The organism is Pseudomonas sp. HN2, assembly GCF_020736465.1.
GTDB lineage: Bacteria > Pseudomonadota > Gammaproteobacteria > Pseudomonadales > Pseudomonadaceae > Aquipseudomonas > Aquipseudomonas moraviensis_A.
This window is the reverse complement of record NZ_CP085885.1, coordinates 2,609,272-2,632,253: the sequence shown is the minus strand read 5'-3', so window position 1 is coordinate 2,632,253 and position 22,982 is coordinate 2,609,272. Positions and strand designations below refer to the sequence as shown.

Here is a 22,982-nt window from a genome sequence, read left to right as displayed (position 1 = left end):
GAAAGCAGGTGCCAGGTGCCCGCAACACAGCGGGCACCGCATCCTGTACCTGCTTACCAGTTGTAACTCAGTTTGGCGGTAATCTCGCGACCCGGGTTGTAGAAGTTCGCTGTGCCGGAACCGACCACATGCTGCTCATCCAGCAGGTTGCTGACGTTCACTGCGAGGTCGGTGCCCTTGGCGATCTTGTAGTTGAAAGCGGCGTCGAACAGCGTGGTGCCGTCGCTTTTGCCGGAGTTGGCTGCATCGAAGTAATACGAGCCGACGTAGCGTGCACCCAAGCCCACGCTGACATCAGTGGCGGGCACATCGTAGTAACTCCAGAGCGAAGCGGAATGCTTGGGCGCGGTGGAGAACTCGTTCCCCTTGAGGGAACTGCCGTCGTACAACGAACCGCGCAGTACCTCGGACTCCATATAGGAATAGCCACCGATCAGGCTGAGGTTTTGCGTCACCTGCGCCTTGGCCTCAAGATCGAGGCCACGCGCCCGCGACTCGCCCACCGTCTGCTGCTCAATGATGCCGCTCGGCAGCACCACGGCGATGGTGACGTTTTCCTGGGTCAGGTCATACACGGCTGCGGAGAACAGTGCGTCCATCCCCATCGGCGCATACTTCACGCCCACTTCGTACTGCCTGCCCGTCTGCGGTGTTACGCCAACCTGCGGCGGCGATACCGATTCCACCATGCTCACGTAGGTGGACACCTCATCGTTGACGATATAGGTCAACGCACCTCGGTAGGAGGTTTCGGAAAAGGTGTCTTTCTCGGTGGATTGCAAGCCTTTGCTGGTCAGGTCCATCGAGTCGTTGCGCACACCACCGGTGACGATGAACCGCTCGTAGAACGACAGGTTCTGCTGCAGGAATACGGCCTTGGTGGTCGCGTCTCGCTTGTTCACGGCGTACGGCGTGATCGAGCGTGAAACGCCGGTAAACACGGGATTGGCGATGTCGATCGGGGTCGTCAGGGCGTAGACCGAGCTCTCCTTGGTGGTCGAATCGAGATACTCCACGCCCACCAGGCTGCTGCTGTCGATGTTCTCGAAGCGGGCATCGTATTGCAGCATCAGATTGCCGTTGAACTGGTCGGCATCAGTGTCCGTGCCAAACAGGTATCGATCGACAGTAGTACCGACACGGGCGGCGCTGTCGCTGAGGTACACGTAGCCAAAATCATCGGTCAGCTTGCTGTAACGCAGATTGCTGCGCAGTACGAAGCCGTTGTCGAAGTCATGGGTGACGTTACCGCTGAGGCTGGTGCGCTCGACATCGTGGAAGTTGTAGCTGGGCTCACCGTAAAACTTGCTGCGGTCGTATTCCTTGTCGAGCGGATAGCCGCCGCTGTTGGGCGAGCTTTCGGTTTTCAGGTAGTCGAGGATCACCGTGGCCGACGTGTAATCGGTCGGGGCCCAGGTGAGACCGCCCATAAACAACTGGTTGTCGTCCTGTGAGTGATCGTACTCGCGATCGCTGTTCTGGCCTTTGGCCGTAAAGCGGCCAGCCAGGGTCTTCTCGTCGTTCAGCGCATCCCCCACATCGATGCCTGTCTCGACATGGTCAAAGGAACCGTAGGTCACATAGCCCTGGCCAAATTTTTCGAAGCGCGGCTGTTTGGTCACGAAGTTCACCGAACCGCCCGGGTCCGCTGGGCCAAACAGCGTGGAGTTGGCGCCACGCAGAATCTCGATGCGCTCATAGGCGAATGGATCTTCGCGTACGCCACGCATCGAACTCAGGGTCAAGCCGTCACGGTAGGTGGTGGCCTGGAAGCCGCGGATCTGGAAATAGTCGTTGCGGTCATCCGTCCCGTAGAAATCACTGACCACGCCGGGCGTGTATTGCAGCGCCTCTTCCGTGGTGCTGACGCTGCGCTGTTGCATTTCCTTGTTGGTAACGACTGATACCGATGCCGGTGTATTGAGAATGCTGGTCGCCACTTTGCCACCCACCCAGAGCTCCTTGGCAACCACCGAGTTGGTGTCGTCGTCGGCACTGACCCTGACCTTGGCATTGATGATGAGGGGTGCGAGGCGGTAATCCTCGACATCTGTTGCATCGAGTTCCAGCGGGCCGGCGGTCTTCGCTTGAGGGACCAGCAGATAAGCATTCGGGCCTTGCTGTTCGATCTGCAATTCGCTCCCCTGCAGCAACGATGACAGCGCTGTCGAAGTCTCGAGCGTGCCATTCACGCCAGCAGTGTTGCGGTTCGCAACACTCGCCGCGTCGAAGGAAAGACTGATCCCGGCCTCACGCGCAAAGCGGTCGAGCGCCGGCGCCAATGGGCCGGCAGCAATGTTCCACTGCTTGACCTGATTGCTGTGGTCAGCGCTCGAGGTTTGCGCCAGCGATGGCAACGCGTAGCTGCTCACGATCAAACCGAAAATCGCAGCGTGCATGGCACGATTCAATGGATGGCGCTGTGAAACCGGGGACGAACTCATTTTCTCGCTCCAAGAAAGGACATCGGCAGACTGGCCTGTATTCCGGCCTTCCTTAGAGGTCGAACGAGAATGAGAAACCACCTCATTATTTTTCACGTCACGCAAAAATCCTGATGGCCTCAGGTCGCAGCGGACACGGTTACCCAATATCGGGTTCGGTAGTCAACGTGCAAGCGCAGTGATTGCGCGATCAATGCCAGGACCTGATCGTTGTCAGTCAGCTGGAAGGTGCCGGAAACGCGGCGATCAGCGACCTCTTCGGCGCAGCGCAATACCCCGGGGCGATAACGCGACAACTCCACGATGAAATCATCGAGGCGCATGTTGCGCGCACTGATCACCCCGTCACCCCAGCTCCATAGATCCAGACCGTTGTCCCTGTACTTTCGGGCGCCACTTGAGGTGAACAGCAGAGGATTGCCCGCCTGGGCGCTGGCGCTCGCAGGGGTTTGACTGGAGCCGGGGAAAACCGTGACTGATCCCTGCTGAGCCGCGACCAGCGTGCCATCGTCACGCTCGCGTACCAGAAAGCGCGAACCATGGGCGCGCATGAGCCCGTCACGGGATTGCACCCACAGCGGTCGCGCTTGAGGCGAGTGTTGATCCGCTCCGACATTCACGATGATTTCACCACGGCGCAGGATGATCAGGCGTCGCTGGGCGTCGAATTCGCTGTCGACGGCGCTATCGCTGTTGAGCTGGACAAGGCTGCCATCGTCGAGCTGGAAGCGTCGTTGCTCGCCGGTGCTGCTGCGTTGCTGGGCAAGCATGGCGGGCACGGGCGTGTAGTCCCGGCCAAGCCAGGCGGCCGCGCCGACCGTCGCCAATACGCCCAGGAGCTTCAGGCTTTCCCGCCGGCGCATTCCAAGGTTGCTGCCTTCAAGGGTTTGTCGGGCCAGTTGAGTGGGTACGCCTGCGAACTCATCCCCAAGCGATTCCACACGCTGCCACGCCAACACATGCTCTGGGCGCTGCTGGAGCCATTGCTCAAAAGCGCGCTGCGTCTGTTCATCGGCTTCATTGAAGCGAAGGCGCACTTGCCATCGGATCGCTTCGTCGACAATGGCCGGATCCAGCGCCTGCGGCTCACGACTCGACATAACGCAAGCGATAGCAGTGTTGCAGGGCCGTGGCCAGGTCGCGTTCCACCGTCGCGCGGGAAACACTCAGTTTTTCGGCGATTTGCGCGCACGTCAGACCGTCGAGGCGGGCAAATAAAAACGCTTGGCGAACTCTCGGTTTAAGCAGACCGAGCATGCGGTCTATCCGCTCGAGCGCATCCAGAATCATCAGCCGGCTTTCTTCCGAGGGAACCTCGTGTTGAGGGAGCGACATGACGCTTTCCAGGTAGGCACGTTCGAGTTCGCGACGCCGATACTGATCAATCATCAGTCCACGGGCGATGCTGCTCAAATAGGCGCGTGGTTCGCGCAAGGGGCTGGATTGACGCGCCTTGAGCACCCGTACGAAGGTGTCCTGGGCCAGATCTGCTGCATTATCGCGACATCCAGTGCGTCGCATCAGCCAGCCCTGTAACCAGGAGTGGTGGGTGCGATAGAGCAGCCCTGGATCTGCAGTACCTAGTGTTTCGTCGCTACGCATCGGCATCCCGGGACATACATGATTGATAATGAATCGCATTCTACTCATGCGACAGGTCTCAGGTAAATACGTGGCTTCGTCGAAAGCCCACCATGCTCCCGGCCTTGTCACTCAACCGTCACGCCTGCCCCCTAGGCTCTACCAATCTCCACCGTTGACCCTGAGCCCGCACTCCAACATGCCGCCAATCGCCATCGCATCCCCAACCCGGCAAAACATCATCCTGCGCTCCGACAATCTCACCTCCTCCGACTTCGGCGCGCTCTTCTCCAGGCTTTTCGGCAATCGTTACGCCGACACTCCACCACCGCCCTCCAACATCATCATCGGCGGGGTCTACGGGCGGCATGACGGGGTGAGTTTCCGGCGTATGCATTACCACGGCAACTTCAGCGTCACCCTCCCCGATCCGCACAACGAAATCACCTTCGTCATTCCCACCGCCGGCAAGATCGTTTTCAACCACGCCACCGAGTCCATCGGCATGGCGCACGTCGGTCTGGCGATCGACAAGGCGGATATCCGTTTGATGCGCTTTATTGATGATCACGCGCACCATGGGATTTCAATCAACCGTCTTCAGCTCACCGACCGTTTGTCGACGCTGCTGGAGAAGCCGATAATGCAGAAGATCGTGTTTGAGCCGAGCGTGGATCTGAATACGCCCGCATTTCATGGCCTCAAGGCATTGATCGATCTGGCGACGGGCACTGAGTTCGATGCACTGATCAACAGCGGTACGCTGATGCCGTCGCGGTTGCGCGAGATGTTGATCGATGCGGTGCTGGAGGCGTGGCCGCACAATTTCACCGAGGCGCTGCGCCGCCCGGAGCCGTGTGTAGCGCCGCGGCATGTGAAGGTGGCGATGGAGTTTATCCAAGCGCATCCGCAGCAGCTGGTCAGTGGTGTGGACCTGGCGCGGTTGAGCCATGTCAGCCAGCGCGCGTTGCAGGAAGGCTTTCGGCGCTTTGTCGGGATGTCGATCGTGGCGTATCAGCGGCAGGTGCGTTTGCAGCGCGCCTATGAGGCGTTGGTGCGGGGGCATGCGGGCTCTGTGACGGAGGTGGCGTTGCGCTTTGGCTTCAGCAATGTCGGGCGCTTTTGTCAGTATTTTCAGAGTGCTTACGGCGTAAGCCCGGCGGAGTTGAAGGCCAGGCGTTGACCATTCGCTCCGGTGAAAACTGCATTTGATTGAACAGCAGGCATCTCATGGCGACTAACCCCAGACAGGTCGCTTGGCGGCACAGCCATTCAAGCGGCGTTTACCTGGCTGCGGCCGGCGGTGGGCTTCGGTGCCGCGTCGTCGCAGGCTTCGCAAGGGGGTTTCAATGACCGAGGATTTCATCGGCTTTTTCACGACGCACACCATTTTAGGCATTTCATTGGCGAACTGGGTCTTGGCGTTTCTCGCCGCGACACTCAGTTATCTGCTGACCACCACCGCGATCCGTTTCGTTTTCCGCAAGGTGCAGGCGCGGGCCAGCGCCGGCAATGGGCATCTGACGTACATGGCCAGCGAAGTGTTGGCGGCGACCAGCACCACGTTGCTGCTGTTGGCGTCGATCCTGGTCGGCATCGGGTTGCTGGATTTGCCGGAGCGCTGGCTCGGGCGCGTGAGCAGTTTGTGGTTCGTGGTCGCGGCGTTGCAGGTCGGCCTGTGGACCAACCGCGCGCTGGCGCTGGGGCTGCATCGCTATTTCTCGCGGCACAACGCGACCGGCACCTTTCAGGCGAGCGCGCTGGCGACCCTGAGTCTTTGGGGCGTCAAGGTGTTGCTGTGGGCGGTGATTCTGCTGGCGATGCTGTCGAACCTGGGCGTCAACATCACTGCGTTTGTCGCCAGCCTCGGTGTTGGCGGTATCGCCGTGGCGCTGGCGGTGCAGAACATTCTTGGCGACGTGTTCGCCTCACTGTCGATTGCCGTGGACAAGCCGTTTGAGGTGGGCGATTTCATCGTCGTCGGCACGCTGGCCGGTACGGTCGAGCACGTCGGCCTGAAGACCACGCGTATCCGCAGTCTCGGCGGTGAGCAGATTGTCATGGCCAACGCCGACATGATCGGCAGCACCATTCAGAACTACAAACGCTTGCAGGAGCGCCGAGTAGTGTTCGAGTTTCGCCTGACTTACGAGTGCTCCACAGAACAGATCCGCCAGATTACCCAGCGCGTTGAAAGCATCATCAAGAACGAAAAACAGGCGCGCTTCGACCGCTGCCATTTCCGCAGTTTTGGTGAGAGCGCGCTGGAATTCGAGACGGTGTACATCGTTCTGGACGCCAGCTACAACGTCTACATGGACGTGCAGCAACGGATCAACCTGGCAATCATGGAAGCGGTCGCCGAGCTGGACGCGACGTTCGCCTTCCCGGCGCGCACGGTGCATGTCGCCTCGCTGCCCGAGCCCGCCGCGCAGCCGGCACGCACCCAGCAATCGTCGCGTGCGCAGCATGCCTGAGGCGGAAAGTAACCTGTGGCGAGGGAGCTTGCTCCCGCTGGACTGGGCACCAGTCCCGTCTTTTTCAGGGCCGCTTCGCGACCCAGCGGGAGCAAGCTCCCTCGCCACAGTGATATGTTCGCCGGGGTTAGAACGCGTAACTGGCCTTGAGCCCGCCATTAAATCCGTGGCTGTCACCGCCACCGTTGGCGCCGACTTCAGCGCCCACACTCAGGGCGCCGAGGTTGGCCATCAGATTAACGCCGCCGCTGAATTGATCGCGGTTATCGAACGCCGCGCGCTGCTCGATATCCAGCCCCAGCAAGTGGCCTTGACTGTCGACCTGCTGATCGCCGAGCGCACGTTCATAGCCAACGCGAACGCCCGGGACCAACTGCCACGCCCCCATCGCTACTGGGGCAAATGAAACGTCGAGACTGGCCACCGCGCTACGGCGGGTCTGCTGGATGCCGTCGACGTCGAGCGCCAGTTCGCTGCCCTTCTCTTTGAAACCTTGCAAGTCGAGATGACTGACGCGAAAGCCCAGGCTCGGTTCGACAATCACCCCGCTGAGCGGTGCGCGGTATCCCAACGCCAAGGTCGCGCCAGTGAGATTGCCGTGAGTGTCGCCCTTGGCTGTGCCGAGACCACCGCCAAGCTCGCGTTTGCTGTCGTAGTCGACGTAACCGGCGCTGGCGCTGGCGTCGACAAACACACCGCGCTCGAGGCTGGTGAGGCCATAACGCGCCCCGAGGTTGAGGAAGGTGAAATCAGTATCGGCCTCGCCGCCCGCCCCGCCGACGCTGCCCTTGCTGTAGCCGAAACCGGCCCGCGCGCTGAGTTGTTCGCTGAAGCGCTGGGTAATGCCAAGCATCAGGCCCTGACTGTGTTCGTTACTGCTGTCGGCGTGCGCCGAGCCGTCGGTGCCGAGGTAACTCGCGAGTGCGCTGCTCCAGAGGCGGTACTGGCCGACCTTCAGATCGCTGCCGCTGGCAAAAGCTGCGGCGGCTTGTTCGATCATCGCGTTCTGCCGCAAGAGATAGCTGGCCGCATCCGCATGCACCTGACCGCCGACTTGCGTTTCGACACCGCCCAAGGTGCCGGCGTCAATCGCCGATTGCAGGTAATAGTTGTAGGCGCTGTAGGTGCCGGACAGCTCAGAGTTCTGCAACTGCCGCAGCAACTCGGCACCAGCGGCGGCATTGCCGATCATCCCGGCCTGCCCCGGCAAGCTGTTGTACTCGACCAGTTTGCCGCGCAGCACATAGATGGTTTCCTGGGACAGACCGAGGCCCTGCTTGAGGTAGTTGTCCATGCTGCCGTACTCGGCGGCGACCTGGTCGAGCCCGGCCTGCAAGTAACTGGCCTGCACGCCGAGCAGCGGCTCGTAGACGGCGGCCATGCTCGGCGGCAAGGCTTTCAGAGTCGCAGCGACACGGGCGGCGGTGTAGTCGTTGGTCGCCAGATAGTTGGCCATGATGGTCGCCTCATCGACACCAGCGATGCTCTGCAACACAGCGGCGGTCCAGCCGGTGCGATCCTTGCCGGCGGTGCAGTGAAACAACTGCGCGGCGTCGACACTCGCCAGCTCATTGAACAACTGGCCGAACTGCCCGCGCATGCCGGCATCGCTGACGAACGTACGGTTGGTCTGTTCCATCATCGCCACGACTTCGGCGGCGCTGCGCAACGAGATGCTGGTGATGTCCGCACCCGAGGTGGTGCTGCCAATGATGTCGATATTGCGATAGGCCGCCCCCGTGATCATCGTGTCCGGCGTAGCGGCGATTTCGCTGGGCGTGCGCAAGTCGTAGATGGCTTTGATGCCCAGACCATTGAGCGTCGCCAGATCCGCCGCCGACGGCGTCAATGCGTTGGAGCGATAGAACACACCGCTGCGCATGGTCCCGTCGTGGGTCGTGGAATAGGCGGTAGTGATGCCGGCAATGTCGCGAAAGTTGTCGATGCCGGACAAGTGCGGCGTGTCGAGTGCGACAGACTCGGCCGCATTGGCAGCGGCGATGGACAGGCTCAGAACGGACAGCGAACACAGAAGACGTTGGAACACGGTGCAGCCTCATGAAATCAGCGTTGGGCTGGTCACTATGGGCAGGCGAGTGGGAGGCAATATGACAGTTTCGGGCGGCCACGAAATGCCTGCGCGAACGGGCCGTGGGGTGCGTGATTTGTCCAAAAATCTCGAATCCGGCACAAATCCCCTGTAGGAGTGAGCCTGCTCGCGAAAGCGGTGGTTCAGGTTGATTGATGGTGACTGAAACACCGCTATCGCGAGCAGGCTCACTCCTACAGGAGATCTGGTGTGTCAGGAAAGTATCCGGTTTTTCTACTTGTCGCGCGCAGCGACAACCCCTTATAAGACTGCCATCACTTCCGAGAACAAGAGACCGCCCCCATGAGCAACGCCTGGAACGAAGGTTATTTCACCGACGAAGGCTACACCTACAGCTATAGCCGGGAGATCAATCCGGTATTCCTGCGTTACTGCCTGTTGTTGCGCGGTTTCGCCACGCTGGACAGCAACGACGGCGTGCACTGCGAACTGGGCTTTGGTCAGGGCGTATCGATCAACATCCATGCCACGGCCAACCCGGGCTCGTTTGTCGGCACGGATTTTCACCCGGGCATGGCGGCCCATGCCATCGACCTCGCGACTGCCGCCAACAACGGCGCCCGTCTGTATGACGACAGTTTCGAACAGCTGCTGACGCGCCATGATCTGCCGCAGTTCGACAGCATCAGCCTGCACGGCATCTGGACCTGGGTCAGCCGCGACAACCAGAAACTCATCGTCGAATTCGCCCGCCGTCACCTGAAACCCGGCGGCATGCTCTACGTCAGCTACAACTGCTTTCCGGGCTGGTCGCCGTCAGCGCCGCTGCGCAACCTGTTCAGCCTGCACGACCGCTTTGCCAATGCCTCCTCGCGCTCCGATCAGCGCATCGACGCCGCGCTGCAATTTTCCGAAGCATTGCTCGCGGCCAACCCGAAATACGCCGCTGCGGCGCCGAGCCTCGGCGCGCGGTTGCAGAGCATCAAAGGCCAGGATCGTCATTACGTCGCCCACGAATACTTCAACCGCGACTGGAATTGCATGTACTTCGCCGACATGGTCGATGCGCTGGCCCCGGCCAAACTCGACTACGCCACCACCGCCGTGCCGCTGGATTCGGTCGACCCGCTCAACCTGAGCGCTGAAGGCATGGATTTTTTGGAAACCATCGAACACCCGGTCATGCGCGAGCAAGCGCGGGACTACTTCGTCAACCAGCACTTCCGCCGCGATCTCTACGTGCGTGGCGCGACCCGCCTGTCCGCTGCCGAACGCCGCGCGCGAATGCTCCACACGCGTTTTGTGCTGCTGCAACCTTGGGAGACCGTGGCAGGCTCGGTCACCGGTCCTGCCGGCGAAGCGACCCTGCAACCGGAGATTTACGGCCCGGTACTCGATGCGCTGGCGGCGCAGGACTATGCCGCCAAATCGATGCGTCAGCTGCTGTCCGAGGCTGCGCTGGCTTACGACGACCTCGAACAAGCCCTCGCGGTGCTGATCGGCATGGGCGCTGTGGCGCCGTGCCAGAGCGAAGCTGCCGAGTCGCAGGTCAGCGGACGCTGCGCCGCACTCAATCTGCAACTATGCAAACGCTCGCTGTACGGCGCCAACATCCAGACCCTGGCCAGCCCGGTCACGGGTGGTGGCGTCACGGTCAGCCGCTTCCAGCAGTTGTTCCTGATTTCGATCAAACAAGGCAAACAGCAACCAGCCGAGTGGGCACAACTGGCGTGGGGGGTAATCAGCGAACAAGGTGAAGTGCTGGTCGACAACGGCCAGCCGCTGCTCACTGCTGAAGCCAATATTGCCGCACTGACCGCACAGGCGCAGGTGTTTGCCGAGCAAACGCTGGTGGTGCTGAGGGCGTTGAAGATCGCTTGACGCTTAAATCGGGTCTGTTTATCTCCACAGAACGACCCGGTCTGCTCCCTCTCCCTCGGGGAGAGGGCTGGGGTGAGGGGCTTTTGATTCTAGATGTCACGGGTGAACCCTGACCCTGAGCCAACCGTCCTGTTTCCGGAACTTTCCGCCCTCTGCCGTCCGTCCTGCCGCCTCGCAATAAACGAAATTTCCGCCGCACCCGCTCCTCACAACTATGCATGCGCTCACACCCACAAGGGTGACTGCGCGATAGCCTGGTCTGAGGAAAATTTGAATGTTCATACATAACAAGCGACTTCAGTACACCGTTCGAGTGGCCGAGCCAAATCCGGGTCTGGCCAATCTGCTTTTGGAACAATTCGGGGGCGCCAATGGCGAATTGGCCGCGGCAGCGCGCTATTTCACTCAAGCCTTGGCCGAGGAAGATCCGGGGCGCAAAGATCTCCTGCTGGACATTGCCACCGAGGAATTGAGCCACCTGGAGGTGGTCGGCTCGATCATCGTAATGCTCAACAAAGGTGCCAAGGGCCAACTTGCCGAGGGTGTTCAGGAAGAAGGCGAGCTGTATCGCGCGCTGAATGGCGCCGGTAATGACTCGCACATCACCAGCCTGCTCTATGGCGCAGGCGCGCCTCTGGTCAATTCGGCCGGTGTGCCGTGGACAGCGGCGTATGTGGATTCGATCACCGAGCCGACCGCCGATTTCCGTTCCAATATCGCAGCTGAAGCGCGGGCGAAAATTCTCTACGAACGCTTGATCAACATCACCGATGACCCTGGCGTGAAAGAGGCGCTTGGTTTCTTGATGACGCGGGAAATTGCCCATCAACAGTCGTTCGAAAAAGCCCTGCATTCGATCCAGCCAAACTTCCCGCAGGGCAAACTGCCAGGCATGCCGGAGTTCACCAACAAGTACTTCAACATGTCTGGCGAGCCAAACGTTCGTGGCCCGTGGAACGAGGGCGGTGCGTGGGAGTACGTGGAAAACCCAGAGCCGGCGGTCGACGGCGGCGATGGTCTGGCGACCGTCAACCTTCCTGCTGAAGACGAACAAGTGCTGGAAGCGATGAAGACCCGCACAGCCTCTGACCCACTCAGCGAACCGGTGACCGGTGCTGATCTGGGTTCCGGTTATGTGCAAGGCAGAGATGTCTGAACCCAGTCCGGCGGCCCCGTCCCGGGGTCGCCACTTGCTCAAGGAGAACAACATGAAAAGCAGCGAAGTTCTGGCACTGACCTCTGAACATTTTCAACGCTTGATGGAGCAGGCCTCCGCGGGTTTCGAACTGGACTGCCGACAGGCCTGTCGCGGGTTGAAAGTCAGCATGGCGGTGAATGTTTTCGGTCTGGGCACCCTGCTCCCGAATAATTTCGCCGACGAGACTACTGTCCAGCCATCGGACGAGCAGCCACCAGTCGATGACACCCCATCCATGATGCCCATGGTTGCCAAACGCGCATCCGCACAGCGAAGCGGCTCAGTGGACATGGCCGAACGTTTTCATCGGTGACAGGAGCGCGACATGAGAACGCATAAAAATCCGAGCGTCACCTCAGGCCTGACCATCGCCCCTGGAATTCAGTTTCTGCTGGGCTGTGCAATTTTTGCCGGCGGAACGCTGATCATGATGAGCGAACTGGCGGGAAGGTTTGTTGCGATGTGAGCGGTGGGTAGCTGCCTTGTGCATCGGCAAACCGCAAGCTCAAAACAGCACCGCAGCCGCTTCCCTCATGAAGATTTCGACAGTCTTCGGCCCTATCCCCTCGAACTCGGACAGGCGCTTCTCCAGCGCCTTACGATCCGCACTCGCTGCCACGATGTTACTGACCTTGCCGGCGTACTCGCGGTTGAGCTTGTTGGCCAACGCGAGTAAGCGCGCCGCCGTGCTCTCGTCGTAGCGCACGTAACGCGCCTGCCCCAGCATCGACACCAGTTGCCGATGCGTACACTGCGCGAGTTTTTGCGGCGTGTCTTTCTGATGCTGCTCTACTATGACTTGGTACGCCTTGGCGGCGATGGCGCCCTGAATCCTTTTGCCCATCAGAAAACTGGCAAGCAGCCATTTGAACAGGCCGCTTTCGTTGGCGGTGTGCAGATCGATGTTCAAGTCACCGGCCGTGATGATTTCACTCACAAGTCTCACCTTAAAGCGCGCTTCAGTTACAGATGTTGACCCGGCACCGCTTTGAACGATCCAATGGCCGCCGCTTGCCCAAGGCAATAAATTGAATCCCCAGTGGAAACGGATGGTCATCTTTCAGGAGATGAGAGATGACAAGCATAAGGACCTTCAAATGCTCGGTCGTAAACTGCCCGACAGCAAAGGGCATGACGCCGCAGAAACCGCTCCCATCAAAGCTGCCAGCGAGATAGCCGCTTTCCGCCTGACCGTGATCTTCATGCTGACGGTAATTCTGGCGTTTCTGGGAGTGGAAGGATGGCGGACGTGGCGTGACTACCACTCCGCGTTTTCGTCCGCCCGGGATTCGGTCACCAACCTCGCTCGGGCGACAGCACAGCATGCCGAGGACGCCATTCGCCAGGTCGACGTATTGACCGCCGCGCTGGGCGAGCGCGTCGAAGGCGATGGCTTGCAGAACATTGACGTGCCGCGCATCCACAAGTTGCTGGTCCAGCAGGCCAAGCTGATGCCGCAGCTGCACGGCCTGTTCATTTACGGCCCGGACGGGCACTGGATCGTCACCGACAAGGAAATCATCCCGGACCCGGCGAACAACGCCGACCGCGATTACTTCCAGTATCACCGCACCCACACCGATCGAAACGTGCGCATCGGCGATGTCGTCAAGAGCAAATCCACCGATGACCTGATCATCCCGATTTCGCGTCGCTTGAATAACCCGGACGGCTCCTTTGCCGGCGTGCTGCTGGGGACGATCAAGGTCAGTTACTTCGTCGACTATTACGGGGATTTCAAGATCGACGACAAAGGTGCGCTGGTCCTGGCGCTACGCAACGGCACCATCCTCGTACGTCGCCCTTTCATCGCTTCGGTGATCGGTCAGAGCCTCGCCGACAGTGAGGTTTTCAAGAATTACCTGCCCTATTCCAACCAAGGTATCGCCGAGGTCCGAGCCATCGTCGACGGCACCCAGCGTTTGTACGGTTACCGCGCCTTGACCACGTACCCGTTGGTGGTTGAAACCGGACTTTCCCGGGAATCGATCATTGCGCCGTGGCGCTGGGACCTGATCAAAACCGGATTCGTGTTGATGTCGGTAATCACGGCGTTCACGGTCTTCGGGCTGATTGTCTTGAGGCAATTGCGCCAACGCATGGTGATGGAAAAGGATCTGCGCAAGGCCCACCAGGCCATGAAGGACATGGCGTTGACCGACAGCCTGACCGGCCTGGCCAACCGCCGCCGCCTGGACACCGCACTGGCCGACGAGATTCGCCTGGCCAGACGTCAGGGGTCGTCGATTTCATTGATCATGCTCGACGTTGATCACTTCAAACTCTACAACGACACCTACGGCCATGCGGCGGGTGACGATTGCCTCAGCGCTGTCGGCCAAGCGATTGCGCAAGCGGTAAAACGGCCCGGTGATCTGGCCGTGCGTTATGGCGGCGAGGAATTCTCCGTGTTGCTGCCCAACACGGATATTCGCGGGGCCGCGCTTGTGGCCCAAGAAATACTTGAGGCTATTCGCTCCTTGCGGCTGGAGCACAGAGCCCATCCGCAGGGTCACGTCACTGCCAGTGCAGGTATTGCGGTTGGCAAACCGGCCGAACATGAAGTGACCCCCGCCACTCTTATCGAGTCGGCTGACAAGCTGCTTTATGCAGCAAAGCAAAAAGGTAGGGATCGCTACTGTATCGGCGATCAAGAGCTCGGCGCCTAGCCACCGCGCCTCAACGGGAGCGCAGCATCACCGCTGCGCGAACCCGCTGTACGCCAAACACCGTCATGCGCAGAAATTCCTGGTGACTGACCGGCAAGTGCTGGCAGTCCAGGCCGCGCTTGAGTTTGCTGTGATCGACATCCGGATCATGCAAATAGACGAAGTCCTGGTCACACGCGGTGATGATCACCCAATGCGGCGCTTTCAAGCGGGTGAATCGGTAGCTGCTGATCAGCACCACCGGTTTGTAGCCGGCCGCCAACGCCGCACCGACATCCAGACTGGACGCCAGCACCTGCTGCACTTGCGTGGTCGCCAGGTCTTGGGCAAAACCATCCTCGACCAGCTGCATGATCGACTTTTTCTCTGTGCTGCGTACGCCGTGAAGAAAAAGCGAGCCCTGGTGGCTGACCTCCAGGCGCACATCGAAACCGCGCCGCCAGGCGGCCAATGCGAGGCCCTGAGGGCTGCAGCCACCGTGGCCGGCGGTCATGAAAATGGTGGTTGCCTCGCGCCATAGCTGGATTTCCTCCGCTCGGGTCATGGCACGGGTCGGATCGATGGCGGACATCGCCATCAGCAGGCACGCCGCGCCGCAGGTGAATTCGGTGGTCTGCTGGTAGTACGGCACTTGGCGGGCGGGTGCGGGCGCTTCGCACAGGATGCGCTTCTCGTAGCGCAACGCCTCGCAGTGGTCTTCGTAATAGTCCTCGACGCTGGCAAAGCGCTGATAGCCGTTGGCTTCGTAGAGGCGGATGGCAGCGCTGTTGTCCGCGCGCACCTCCAGGCGCAGCCATGCGCAATTGCGCGCCAATGCGCAGGCCTGGGCTTCCTCCAGCAAACGCTGGCCAAGCGCGTGTCCACGCCACACAGGGCTGACGGCAATGGAATACAAGCGCCCCAGCGAAGTGCCGCGGTGAAAAAGCACCAAGGCATAACCGGCAAGTCTTGCGTCCGATGTAGCGACGATCAGCGCCGCGTTGGCTCGACTGAGCATCCAGCTGAAGTTGCGCTGATTCAATCTGTCGAGGGCAAAACACGCCCGCTCCAGTTCGAGCAGATCGTCGATATCGTCCATCGACGCAAAGCGAAAATCAAAAGACATGACCGCACCGTAAAGTTTGAGTAACGAACCGGGACAGGCCCAGTGGCCCGTGATTTATTGAAGCGGCGTCTTCTTCAACAGGGATTCATTACTCATGTCAGCGGTGCAAGCCAACGTGAACGAAGTATTAGACAAAACCGAGCATTCGACAATCTCCCTCAGCGAGGAACCTCCCAGTATCAAGCCCTCGGGGAGTCGATTGCTCATACTGGTCGAACGCAAGGATGACTGGGCTGATTACTTGCCCAGCGAGAGCCTGATGCTCGCTCAGGATTACCTTGAACACAGCGACGATTTTCCTCATCGCACCCAAGTCATCAACCTCTGCCGCAACTACAAATACCTCGGTCAGGGCTACTACTGTTCATTGCTGGCCGAGGCGCGCGGGCACAAGGTATTCCCCTCGGTTCGCACCGTCAGCGAGCTGGCGCGCAAAGCGCTTTACGGGGTCGGGCTGAATGATCTGGAACGCACCCTGGAGCGGGCGCTGGCCAACCATCCATACGGCGAAACCGAGGCTTTCACGCTGTCGCTGTACTTCGGCAAGGCCTCGATCGAGCCGCTGCAAGAGATCGGCCGTCAGCTGTTCGAGGCGTTCCCCTGCCCTATCCTGCTGGTGGAGTTTCGCCGTGGTGAGACCTGGCAGATAGCGGGCATCAAAGCCGGGGCGCTGCACAGGCTTCGCGACGAACAGCAGCACGTTTTCGCTGATGCACTGGATGCTTTCAATCGCAGGACGTGGCGTCAGCCAGCCTCCAAACGTGTGGCCCGATACGACCTGGCCATCCTGCATGATCCTGACGAAGCCCTACCGCCCTCGAACCCCGAGGCGTTGCAGCGTTTCATCGCAGCGGGCGAACAGCTGGGCATCGATGTCGAGCTGATCGAGAAAAAGGACTATGCGCGGCTCGCCGAATTCGATGCGCTGTTCATCCGCGAAACCACGCGAGTGGATGATCACACCTATCGGTTTGCCAAGAAGGCGGAAAGCGAAGGCCTCGTGGTGATTGACGATCCGTCGTCCATCCTGCGCTGCACCAACAAGGTTTATCTGGCCGACCTGTTGAAGCGCCGAGGTCTGGGCATGCCCGTAACGGAAATTCTCTACAAGGATCGTCCGCAGGAACTTGAAAACGTCGGGCGTCGCCTGGGTTTTCCCTTGGTACTGAAAATCCCCGATGGCTGTTTTTCACGGGGGGTTATCAAGGTCACCGATGCGCAAGCGCTGGCCACGGCTGCACAGGAATTATTCGAGCACTCGGTTCTGCTGCTCGCCCAGGAGTACTGCTACACCGAATACGATTGGCGCGTCGGCGTGCTCAATGGCGAGGCGCTGTATGCCTGCAGGTACTTCATGTCCAAGGGGCACTGGCAGATTTACAACCACAAGGCCCTGCCCGGCGAGATCAACGGCATGTGCGAGGCGGTGCCCGTCGAGCAAGCACCGCCCGACGTCGTGCAACTCGCAGTACAGACGGCAGGGCTGATCGGCGATGGCCTCTACGGCGTCGACCTCAAGCAGGCGGGCGATCGGGTTCTGGTCATCGAGGTGAACGACAACCCCAACCTCGACGCCGGCATCGAAGACGCGGTGCTGGGCGACGAACTGTATCGGCGCGTGCTGCAAGCGTTCACGCAGAGGCTCGAGCTCAAACACCGTGGCCAGGCGTGGTGAGCGATGATTGAACGCTATTGCATTGATTGCGGTGCACTGCGCCAGGGCACCGAAGACGAGACGACTGTCTGGCTGGCCGTCGCCCCGAACGCCGTCGAGCAATCGACGTTGCAAACACGTCTGGGCATTGGCGCTCAAGTGCTGGAGTCGTCACTGGATCCGGACGAGGTGGCCCGGATCGAAATCAAACCGGATCACCTGTTCCTGATCTGGAAGCGCCCGGAAAGCTTCGACGGGCGAGCATTCAACGTCTCGTCATTCGGAGTGGTGCTGAGCGAAAAGCGCCTGGTGGTTATTTGTGCGAGCAACTCGCTGCTCTCCAGCCTTGAGCAAGATGCGCAAATGACCGGGCCACTGGATGTGCTGATGGCGTTGCTCGCTGAAAGCGTTCATCACTACCTCGGGCATCTGCGCGTGGTCAAACAGATCGCTCGGGAGATTCAGCATCAGTTCACCCGTGCGATGGACAATCAGCAATTGGCGCAGATGTACAACCTGAGCGAAAGCCTCGTGTACTACGTGAATGCGATTCAAAGTAACGGCGCGGTGCTGACGCTGCTGCGCAACCACGGCCAACGCCAAGGCTTCAGTGACGGTCAACTGGAATCGCTGAACGACCTGATCGTGGAAAACGAACAAAGCTTCCAGCAGGCCAGAATTCACGCCAAGGTGTTCGCCAACCTCATCGAATCCCATGGCAATCTCGCCAACAACAGCATGAACCGGGCGCTGCGCAAGCTGACGCTGATCAACGTCGTGTTCCTTCCGTTGAACCTGATTGCCGGCATCGGCGGCATGTCGGAGTTCAGCATGATGACGTCCGGCGTTCCATGGTGGATGTCTTTCCCGGTGCTGATCGCTTGCATGGGTCTCGTGGGCGCGGGGATGGCGCTTGCACTGCGGCGCATGGCGTGAATCCGGGTCAGGTCCTGCCGCCGCCTGCGCCGCAGTTGAAGGTCAATTAGTCCGGCTGACCACCCGGATATCCGTAATCCCTACCCGCTCGGCCTGCTCAAGAATCTGCTCTGGCGTCGAATCCGCCGTGGGCATGACCAGGCTGTTTTCGGCATCGCCCAGATGTAGTTGCAGCAGATGCATCGCCGCGTCGTGCTCGGTCAGTTGCGCGTCCTTCAGTTCGAGCAGATAAGTACGAGGCTCGCCGTTGAAACGGTATTCGATGTGATAGGTGTACATGTTGTCGTCCGCGTCGGTGGGAAAAGGCACTGTTTATCCTGACGCGACGGTCAGCTTTTAGTTCAACCTGACTGCCATTTTGCGTTTGCAAACAAACTTTTTGCGCAGCGAAGCGTCCTCTTCTTAACTCTCCATAACAGCTGATCACAGCTAAGGACTGGCAATGACCTTTTTCATCTTCCTCTTGGCCTGCGCGGCGGCGGCAACCACTGGCGTGATGTTCAAACCCGGCCCGTGGTATGAATCGCTGACCAAGCCTTCGTTCACGCCGCCCAACTGGGCCTTTCCCGTGGCCTGGACAATCATTTACCTGCTGCTGGCCTGGGCCGGTTATCGCCTGAGCCTGATCCCCGGCAGCCAAACAGTGCTGGCCTTGTGGGCCGCGCAAATCGCTCTGAATACGCTGTGGACACCGGTGTTCTTCGGCGCGCATCAGGTGCTGGCGGCGCTGGTGATTCTGGCGGTGCTGTGGGTGGTCGTCGCGGTGATGGTCGTGCTCGCGCTGCAACTGGACGTGGTCACCGGGCTGATTCTGTTCCCGTACCTGGCGTGGCTGTGCGTTGCACTGGCGCTGAACTGCTCGATCCTGATGAAAAATCGCCTGTGAGCGATTTTCCCTGGCCGCAAGGCGAGCGCGAGCTGGCGCAGGTGCGCGCGTTCAACAAAAAGCTCGCCTGGCTGCCGCGCTTCAAGGTGCGCAATCGAGTCACCCCACGGCTGATTCAGGCGTTGTTGCGGGCGGGTCAGATCGGCGGCGCTGGCAAGCTGCGCCAGCATGGGCTGACCGCCGACCGGATGATCATCGACACGGTGCCGGTACGCATCATCCGCCCCAAGGGCAAAGCCAAAGGTGTTGTCGTGGATTTCCACGGCGGCGGCTGGGTGATCGGCAATGCGCAGATGAACGACCACTTCAACATCGCCATCGTCAACACCTGCGACGTGGCGGTGGTGTCAGTGGATTATCGGCTGGCGGTGTCGACGCCAATCGAGGGCTTGCTGGAAGACTGTCTGCGTGCCACGCGCGGTATCTTGAACGATGCTGAATTCGCCGGATTGCCCGTAGTAGTCGTCGGCGAATCGGCCGGTGGGCATCTGGCGGCGGCCACCCTGCTCGCCCTTGAATCTTCGCCGCAACTGCTGCAACGGATCTGCGGCGCGCTGCTGTATTACGGCGTCTACGACCTGACCGGCACGCCCAGCGTGCGCACCGCACCCGCCGATACTCTGGTGCTCGACGGCCCCGGGATGGTCGAAGCGTTACGCCTGCTTACGCCGGATATCAGCGACGAACAACGACGCCAGCCACCGCTGTCGCCGCTGTATGGCGATTTCAGCGGACTGCCGCCAGCGCTGCTGTTTGCCGGTGAGCTCGATCCGCTGCTGGATGACACGCGGCTCATCGCCGAGCGCTGGCGACACGCCGCACCGGTGGAAATGCATGTGCTGCCGGAGTGTCCGCATGGGTTTATTCACTTTCCCACGGCCACTGCTGAGAATGTGCTGGCTTACAGTCGGGAGTGGATTTCGGCGCGAGTGGCAAGCTACTCAGTGAAATCCGCCGAAATGAGCCCGGCGCTTTCGTAGCTGCCGATTGCATGGCGAGCCGTAAAAAACCGAGACAAGCAAAAGGCGCCCTCACCGGCGCCTTTTTTTGTTTGCGCTGAACCCTGCGCGCTCGTTCACCCCATGCCGATTGTGGCTCAAACCGTAAACAGTCTTTACCCGATCCGCGCCTGTTTCCCCCGCCAGCCGCCGCATAGAGTTCGTTCCAGCAGCACACTCAACTTCGGCAAAGGAAAACACCCATGAAAGTCTCAATGCTCGTCCTCGCACTCTTCGGCTTCAGCTCGGTGGTCATGGCTCAGGATTCGACTACCACGCCTCCCGTCGAGCAATACACCTACGCCAGTCACCTCGACGTCGCCAAAATCATCTCGGAAGATCCCGTGCCGGATGTCTGCGCCGTAGTGCCGATGCACATGACTTATCAGGACTCTCAAGGCAAACAGCACATCCTGCAATACGAGGTCATGGGCAGCGGCTGCAGCAACGGTTGATCGGGCCAATACCTCGCACACCCATTGCGTCTCAGAGTTGGCTCGCTGAGACGCAAATGCTTTACCGCTTCAATCGATAAGCGCCTGAGCAGTGCTCGCCAACTGCGCGCCGACCCGGGTTTTCAAGGTATCGATGAATCGCGTGATCTTCGCATCGACAAACTGGCGAGACGTGTAGACCGCGTAAACATTGCGCTCGTAGGTGTGGTAATCGGGCAGCACCCGCACCAGCCTGCCGGTACGCAAATCGTCGATCGCCGTGAAGCCTGCCAACAGACCAATCCCCGCCCCTTCGCGAATGGCCACGGCCATTGCGTCCATATCGTTCACGCTGAAACTCGGCCCGCTCGGAATGAAAGTCGCATCGCCCGCCTTGCTTTTGAGCTGCCATTCATCGCGCACGTAATCCACCGTACCGAGCAGCAGGCATTGATGATCGCAAAGCTGCTCCGGCGTTTTGGGTGCGCCATGCCGCGCCAGGTATTCCGGGGAGGCCACCAGTACGCAGTGACTGACGCCGATCTTCTGGCTGACATACGCCGAATCCGGCAGCGTTCGCGCGATCAGAATGGACACGTCCAACTGATCCTCAAGCAGATTGGGCATGCGTTGGGAGAGCATCAAATCGACGGTCACTTCGGGAAACGCCTGGCGATATTCCAGCACCGCGCCGGTCACCAGTTGCCTGGCCAGTCCGGGCACGCAGTGCACCCGTAACGTCCCTCGTGGTTGCAAGGCGGCATTGCTCGCCTCGGCTTCGGCGCTTTCCAGGTCAGCGAGAATCTTCACGCAGCGTTCATAAAACCGCCGGCCCGCATCGGTCACCGAGAGACGCCGGGTCGAGCGTTGCAACAGGCGGGTGTCGAGCACGTTTTCCAACGCCGAGACCGCACGCGATACGTTACCGACGGTGGAGTCGAGATGGTTGGCCACGGCAGTGAAACTGCCCATCTCGACTACCTTGATGTACACCGACATGTTTGAAAGTTTGTCCATCCTGATCGTCCTGTAGAACTGCCACTCACTGCGGATAAGGACGGATGCTACACGCTCGCCCCTGCGCTCGATATTACCTTCTGGGACAACAATGATTCCCTCGTGGCCGGCTAAATCAAACGGCACGCCTTCCATAGACTGGATTCCACGGGACGCCTGAACCACTGCGTACAAGGCGCCGAATGAATCCTTAACCATGAAGGCGACATCCATGAACACTCTTTACGATCCGCTCTATCTCTTCATCGGTGGTCAATGGCTCACCGCCCAAGACCGCGCTACCGCTGCCGTGGTCAACCCGGCAACCGGCGAGGAAATCGGTCAGGTGCCACTCGCCACCGCAGACGATCTGGATCACGCCCTCGAAGTCGCTCGACTGAGCTTCGACCAATGGCGCCAGACCGTGCCGGACCAGCGCGCAAAAATCCTCAAGCGCGCCGCCGACCTGATCCTCGAACGCGCCCCGCACATCGCTGCGCAAATGACGCTGGAAGAAGGCAAGCCACTGCGCGAAAGCCTCGATGAAGTGACCCGTGCGGCGGAATATTTCGAGTGGTTCGCCGAAAGCGCACGACGCATCGACGGCCGTGTCGTCCCGGCCAATCGTCCGGGTGTACTGCAACTGGTCAAACGCCAAGCCATCGGCCCCGTCGCAGCGTTCACACCGTGGAATTTCCCGGCCATCACCCCGGCGCGCAAGCTCTCGGCAGCGCTGGCTGCCGGTTGCAGTGTGGTGCTCAAGCCCGGCGAGGAAAGCCCTTCCACCGCGCTGGCCCTGGCCCGGGCGCTGGACGATGCCGGCTTGCCCAAAGGCGTGCTGCAAGTGGTGTTCGGCGTGCCGGATCAAGTTTCAAGCCATCTGATTGCCTCACCGATCATTCGCAAAGTCACCTTCACCGGTTCGGTGCCGATCGGTCGGCTGCTCTCGGCCCGCGCTGCCGAAGGCGTCAAGCCGATCACTCTGGAACTGGGCGGCCACGGCCCGGTGCTGGTGTTTGCCGACGCCGACATCGAAAAGGCTGCTGTGGAAGGCGTCGCCAATCGCTTTCGCGGCACCGGTCAGGTGTGCATTTCCTCGACTCGTTTTCTTATCCAGCGTGAGGCCTACGCCGAGTTTGTCGAGCACTTCGTCGCGGCCACCCAGGCGTTGAAAATCGGCGATGGCATGGATCCGCAAACCCAGGTCGGCCCTCTGGCCAACACACGGCAACTGGCGAAGATGGAGCAACTGATCGCCGACGCCGTCGAGAAAGGCGCGCGGGTGCTGGCCGGTGGCGAAGCGTTGCCGGGCGCAGGCTTCTTCTTTCAGCCCACCGTATTGGCCGATGTGCCGATGAGTGCGCGAATCATGCACGAAGAACCCTTTGGCCCCATCGCGATACTGATGCCTTTCGATGAGTTGAGCGACGGCCTGCAAGAAGCCAACCGCCTGCCCTACGGCCTCTCGGCCTACGCGTTCACTTCCAATGCGCGCACCGCAATCGACGTCGCCGATGGCCTGGAAGCCGGAATGATCGGCATCAACCAGTACCGCATCGTCGCCACCGAACTGCCCTTCGGCGGCATGAAGGAAAGCGGCCACGGTTCTGAAGGTGGCATCGAAGGCATCGAGCACTATCTCACCAACAAATTCATCAGCCAGGTTTAAGGGG

21 protein-coding genes are annotated in these 22,982 nt (G+C 60.2%); 13 read left to right on the top strand and 8 right to left on the bottom strand.

Translation table 11 applies throughout. The annotated features are described in order from the left end of the window. Positions 1-53: 53 nt before the first annotated feature. The 3 genes from LIS66_RS11595 to LIS66_RS11585 form a co-directional block, all read right to left on the bottom strand. Positions 54-2,444, bottom strand: coding sequence for a TonB-dependent siderophore receptor (locus tag LIS66_RS11595; RefSeq protein ID WP_042610239.1), 2,391 nt, complete (start codon positions 2,442-2,444; stop codon positions 54-56). A gap of 119 nt (positions 2,445-2,563) precedes the next feature. Then, the gene (locus LIS66_RS11590) at positions 2,564-3,544 is read right to left on the bottom strand and encodes a FecR domain-containing protein (RefSeq protein ID WP_227974313.1); all 981 of its coding nucleotides are present in this window, start codon (positions 3,542-3,544) and stop codon (positions 2,564-2,566) included. Then, positions 3,531-4,046, bottom strand: coding sequence for a sigma-70 family RNA polymerase sigma factor (locus tag LIS66_RS11585; RefSeq protein WP_123418789.1), 516 nt, complete (start codon positions 4,044-4,046; stop codon positions 3,531-3,533). The genes LIS66_RS11590 and LIS66_RS11585 overlap by 14 nt, the downstream gene beginning before the upstream one ends. A gap of 178 nt (positions 4,047-4,224) precedes the next feature. On the opposite strand from LIS66_RS11585, the gene LIS66_RS11580 reads away from it, so the two are divergent. Both LIS66_RS11580 and LIS66_RS11575 read left to right on the top strand, forming a co-directional pair. Next, complete coding sequence (locus tag LIS66_RS11580) at positions 4,225-5,208, top strand: helix-turn-helix transcriptional regulator (RefSeq protein ID WP_227974312.1); 984 nt, start codon at positions 4,225-4,227, stop codon at positions 5,206-5,208. Positions 5,209-5,374: 166 nt separating this feature from the next. Then, the gene (locus LIS66_RS11575; RefSeq protein WP_227974311.1) at positions 5,375-6,502 is read left to right on the top strand and encodes a mechanosensitive ion channel family protein; all 1,128 of its coding nucleotides are present in this window, start codon (positions 5,375-5,377) and stop codon (positions 6,500-6,502) included. Positions 6,503-6,629: 127 nt separating this feature from the next. Here LIS66_RS11575 and LIS66_RS11570 read toward each other — a convergent pair whose 3' ends face one another. Then, positions 6,630-8,549, bottom strand: coding sequence for a tyrosine-protein phosphatase (locus tag LIS66_RS11570; RefSeq protein WP_227974310.1), 1,920 nt, complete (start codon positions 8,547-8,549; stop codon positions 6,630-6,632). A gap of 345 nt (positions 8,550-8,894) precedes the next feature. Between LIS66_RS11570 and LIS66_RS11565 the strand changes: the two genes are divergently transcribed. The 4 genes from LIS66_RS11565 (at position 8,895) to LIS66_RS11550 (ending at position 12,097) form a co-directional block, all read left to right on the top strand. Continuing rightward, positions 8,895-10,433, top strand: a complete 1,539-nt coding sequence (locus LIS66_RS11565) for a class I SAM-dependent methyltransferase (protein WP_227974309.1) — start codon at positions 8,895-8,897, stop codon at positions 10,431-10,433. 274 nt (positions 10,434-10,707) lie between these two features. Continuing rightward, on the top strand, positions 10,708-11,589 hold the full coding sequence (locus LIS66_RS11560) for a manganese catalase family protein (RefSeq protein ID WP_042610233.1): 882 nt from the start codon (positions 10,708-10,710) through the stop codon (positions 11,587-11,589). Positions 11,590-11,641: 52 nt separating this feature from the next. After that, positions 11,642-11,944 (top strand): hypothetical protein, encoded by a 303-nt coding sequence (locus LIS66_RS11555; protein WP_227974308.1) that lies wholly within the window; start codon positions 11,642-11,644, stop codon positions 11,942-11,944. Positions 11,945-11,956: 12 nt separating this feature from the next. After that, positions 11,957-12,097, top strand: a complete 141-nt coding sequence (locus tag LIS66_RS11550) for a hypothetical protein (RefSeq protein ID WP_227974307.1) — start codon at positions 11,957-11,959, stop codon at positions 12,095-12,097. A 39-nt stretch (positions 12,098-12,136) separates the two neighbouring features. Here the strand turns inward: LIS66_RS11550 and LIS66_RS11545 are convergent, their stop codons facing one another. Beyond that, positions 12,137-12,568: a DNA methylase gene (locus LIS66_RS11545; RefSeq protein WP_227974306.1), complete on the bottom strand. Its 432-nt coding sequence runs from the start codon at positions 12,566-12,568 to the stop codon at positions 12,137-12,139. A gap of 160 nt (positions 12,569-12,728) precedes the next feature. On the opposite strand from LIS66_RS11545, the gene LIS66_RS11540 reads away from it, so the two are divergent. Continuing rightward, entirely contained in the window at positions 12,729-14,300 is a 1,572-nt protein-coding gene (locus LIS66_RS11540) for a sensor domain-containing diguanylate cyclase (RefSeq protein ID WP_227974305.1), read from the top strand. Positions 14,301-14,310: 10 nt separating this feature from the next. Here LIS66_RS11540 and LIS66_RS11535 read toward each other — a convergent pair whose 3' ends face one another. Then, positions 14,311-15,405 carry a GNAT family N-acetyltransferase/peptidase C39 family protein gene (locus LIS66_RS11535; protein ID WP_083353003.1) on the bottom strand — a complete coding sequence of 365 codons (1,095 nt, stop codon included), beginning with the start codon at positions 15,403-15,405 and terminating at the stop codon, positions 14,311-14,313. A 94-nt stretch (positions 15,406-15,499) separates the two neighbouring features. Between LIS66_RS11535 and LIS66_RS11530 the strand changes: the two genes are divergently transcribed. Further along, the gene (locus LIS66_RS11530) at positions 15,500-17,080 is read left to right on the top strand and encodes a RimK family protein (protein WP_042610229.1); all 1,581 of its coding nucleotides are present in this window, start codon (positions 15,500-15,502) and stop codon (positions 17,078-17,080) included. A 3-nt stretch (positions 17,081-17,083) separates the two neighbouring features. Next, entirely contained in the window at positions 17,084-17,995 is a 912-nt protein-coding gene (locus LIS66_RS11525) for a magnesium transporter CorA family protein (RefSeq protein ID WP_227974304.1), read from the top strand. Between the two features lie 42 nt (positions 17,996-18,037). On the opposite strand, the gene LIS66_RS11520 is transcribed toward LIS66_RS11525, so the two are convergent. Next, entirely contained in the window at positions 18,038-18,304 is a 267-nt protein-coding gene (locus tag LIS66_RS11520) for a hypothetical protein (RefSeq protein ID WP_123418460.1), read from the bottom strand. Positions 18,305-18,437: 133 nt separating this feature from the next. Here LIS66_RS11520 and tspO point away from each other — a divergent pair, with 133 nt between their 5' ends. The 3 genes from tspO (at position 18,438) to LIS66_RS11505 (ending at position 20,334) form a co-directional block, all read left to right on the top strand. Continuing rightward, entirely contained in the window at positions 18,438-18,881 is a 444-nt protein-coding gene (gene tspO / locus LIS66_RS11515) for a tryptophan-rich sensory protein TspO (protein WP_039758892.1), read from the top strand. Then, entirely contained in the window at positions 18,878-19,861 is a 984-nt protein-coding gene (locus LIS66_RS11510) for an alpha/beta hydrolase (RefSeq protein WP_227974303.1), read from the top strand. Before tspO ends, LIS66_RS11510 begins: the two co-directional genes overlap by 4 nt. A 221-nt stretch (positions 19,862-20,082) precedes the next feature. Beyond that, positions 20,083-20,334: a DUF2790 domain-containing protein gene (locus tag LIS66_RS11505; protein ID WP_227974302.1), complete on the top strand. Its 252-nt coding sequence runs from the start codon at positions 20,083-20,085 to the stop codon at positions 20,332-20,334. Between the two features lie 69 nt (positions 20,335-20,403). Here LIS66_RS11505 and LIS66_RS11500 read toward each other — a convergent pair whose 3' ends face one another. After that, positions 20,404-21,330 (bottom strand): LysR family transcriptional regulator, encoded by a 927-nt coding sequence (locus tag LIS66_RS11500; RefSeq protein WP_227974301.1) that lies wholly within the window; start codon positions 21,328-21,330, stop codon positions 20,404-20,406. A 211-nt stretch (positions 21,331-21,541) separates the two neighbouring features. Between LIS66_RS11500 and LIS66_RS11495 the strand changes: the two genes are divergently transcribed. Then, positions 21,542-22,978 (top strand): NAD-dependent succinate-semialdehyde dehydrogenase, encoded by a 1,437-nt coding sequence (locus tag LIS66_RS11495; RefSeq protein ID WP_227974300.1) that lies wholly within the window; start codon positions 21,542-21,544, stop codon positions 22,976-22,978. The last annotated feature ends 4 nt before the right edge of the window (positions 22,979-22,982 follow it).

Excerpts from the sequence above, each read along its gene's own strand:
- LIS66_RS11560 (WP_042610233.1), top strand. The coding sequence starts at position 10,708 with ATGTTCATACATAACAAGCGACTTCAGTACACCGTTCGAGTGGCCGAG.
- LIS66_RS11550 (WP_227974307.1), top strand. The coding sequence starts at position 11,957 with ATGAGAACGCATAAAAATCCGAGCGTCACCTCAGGCCTGACCATCGCC.
- LIS66_RS11530 (WP_042610229.1), top strand. The coding sequence starts at position 15,500 with ATGTCAGCGGTGCAAGCCAACGTGAACGAAGTATTAGACAAAACCGAG.
- LIS66_RS11580 (WP_227974312.1), top strand. The coding sequence starts at position 4,225 with ATGCCGCCAATCGCCATCGCATCCCCAACCCGGCAAAACATCATCCTG.
- LIS66_RS11585 (WP_123418789.1), bottom strand. The coding sequence starts at position 4,046 with ATGCGTAGCGACGAAACACTAGGTACTGCAGATCCAGGGCTGCTCTAT.
- LIS66_RS11575 (WP_227974311.1), top strand. The coding sequence starts at position 5,375 with ATGACCGAGGATTTCATCGGCTTTTTCACGACGCACACCATTTTAGGC.
- LIS66_RS11525 (WP_227974304.1), top strand. The coding sequence starts at position 17,084 with ATGATTGAACGCTATTGCATTGATTGCGGTGCACTGCGCCAGGGCACC.
- LIS66_RS11505 (WP_227974302.1), top strand. The coding sequence starts at position 20,083 with ATGAAAGTCTCAATGCTCGTCCTCGCACTCTTCGGCTTCAGCTCGGTG.
- LIS66_RS11535 (WP_083353003.1), bottom strand. The coding sequence starts at position 15,405 with ATGTCTTTTGATTTTCGCTTTGCGTCGATGGACGATATCGACGATCTG.
- LIS66_RS11565 (WP_227974309.1), top strand. The coding sequence starts at position 8,895 with ATGAGCAACGCCTGGAACGAAGGTTATTTCACCGACGAAGGCTACACC.
- tspO (WP_039758892.1), top strand. The coding sequence starts at position 18,438 with ATGACCTTTTTCATCTTCCTCTTGGCCTGCGCGGCGGCGGCAACCACT.
- LIS66_RS11500 (WP_227974301.1), bottom strand. The coding sequence starts at position 21,330 with ATGGACAAACTTTCAAACATGTCGGTGTACATCAAGGTAGTCGAGATG.
- LIS66_RS11540 (WP_227974305.1), top strand. The coding sequence starts at position 12,729 with ATGCTCGGTCGTAAACTGCCCGACAGCAAAGGGCATGACGCCGCAGAA.
- LIS66_RS11555 (WP_227974308.1), top strand. The coding sequence starts at position 11,642 with ATGAAAAGCAGCGAAGTTCTGGCACTGACCTCTGAACATTTTCAACGC.
- LIS66_RS11590 (WP_227974313.1), bottom strand. The coding sequence starts at position 3,544 with ATGTCGAGTCGTGAGCCGCAGGCGCTGGATCCGGCCATTGTCGACGAA.
- LIS66_RS11495 (WP_227974300.1), top strand. The coding sequence starts at position 21,542 with ATGAACACTCTTTACGATCCGCTCTATCTCTTCATCGGTGGTCAATGG.
- LIS66_RS11595 (WP_042610239.1), bottom strand. The coding sequence starts at position 2,444 with ATGAGTTCGTCCCCGGTTTCACAGCGCCATCCATTGAATCGTGCCATG.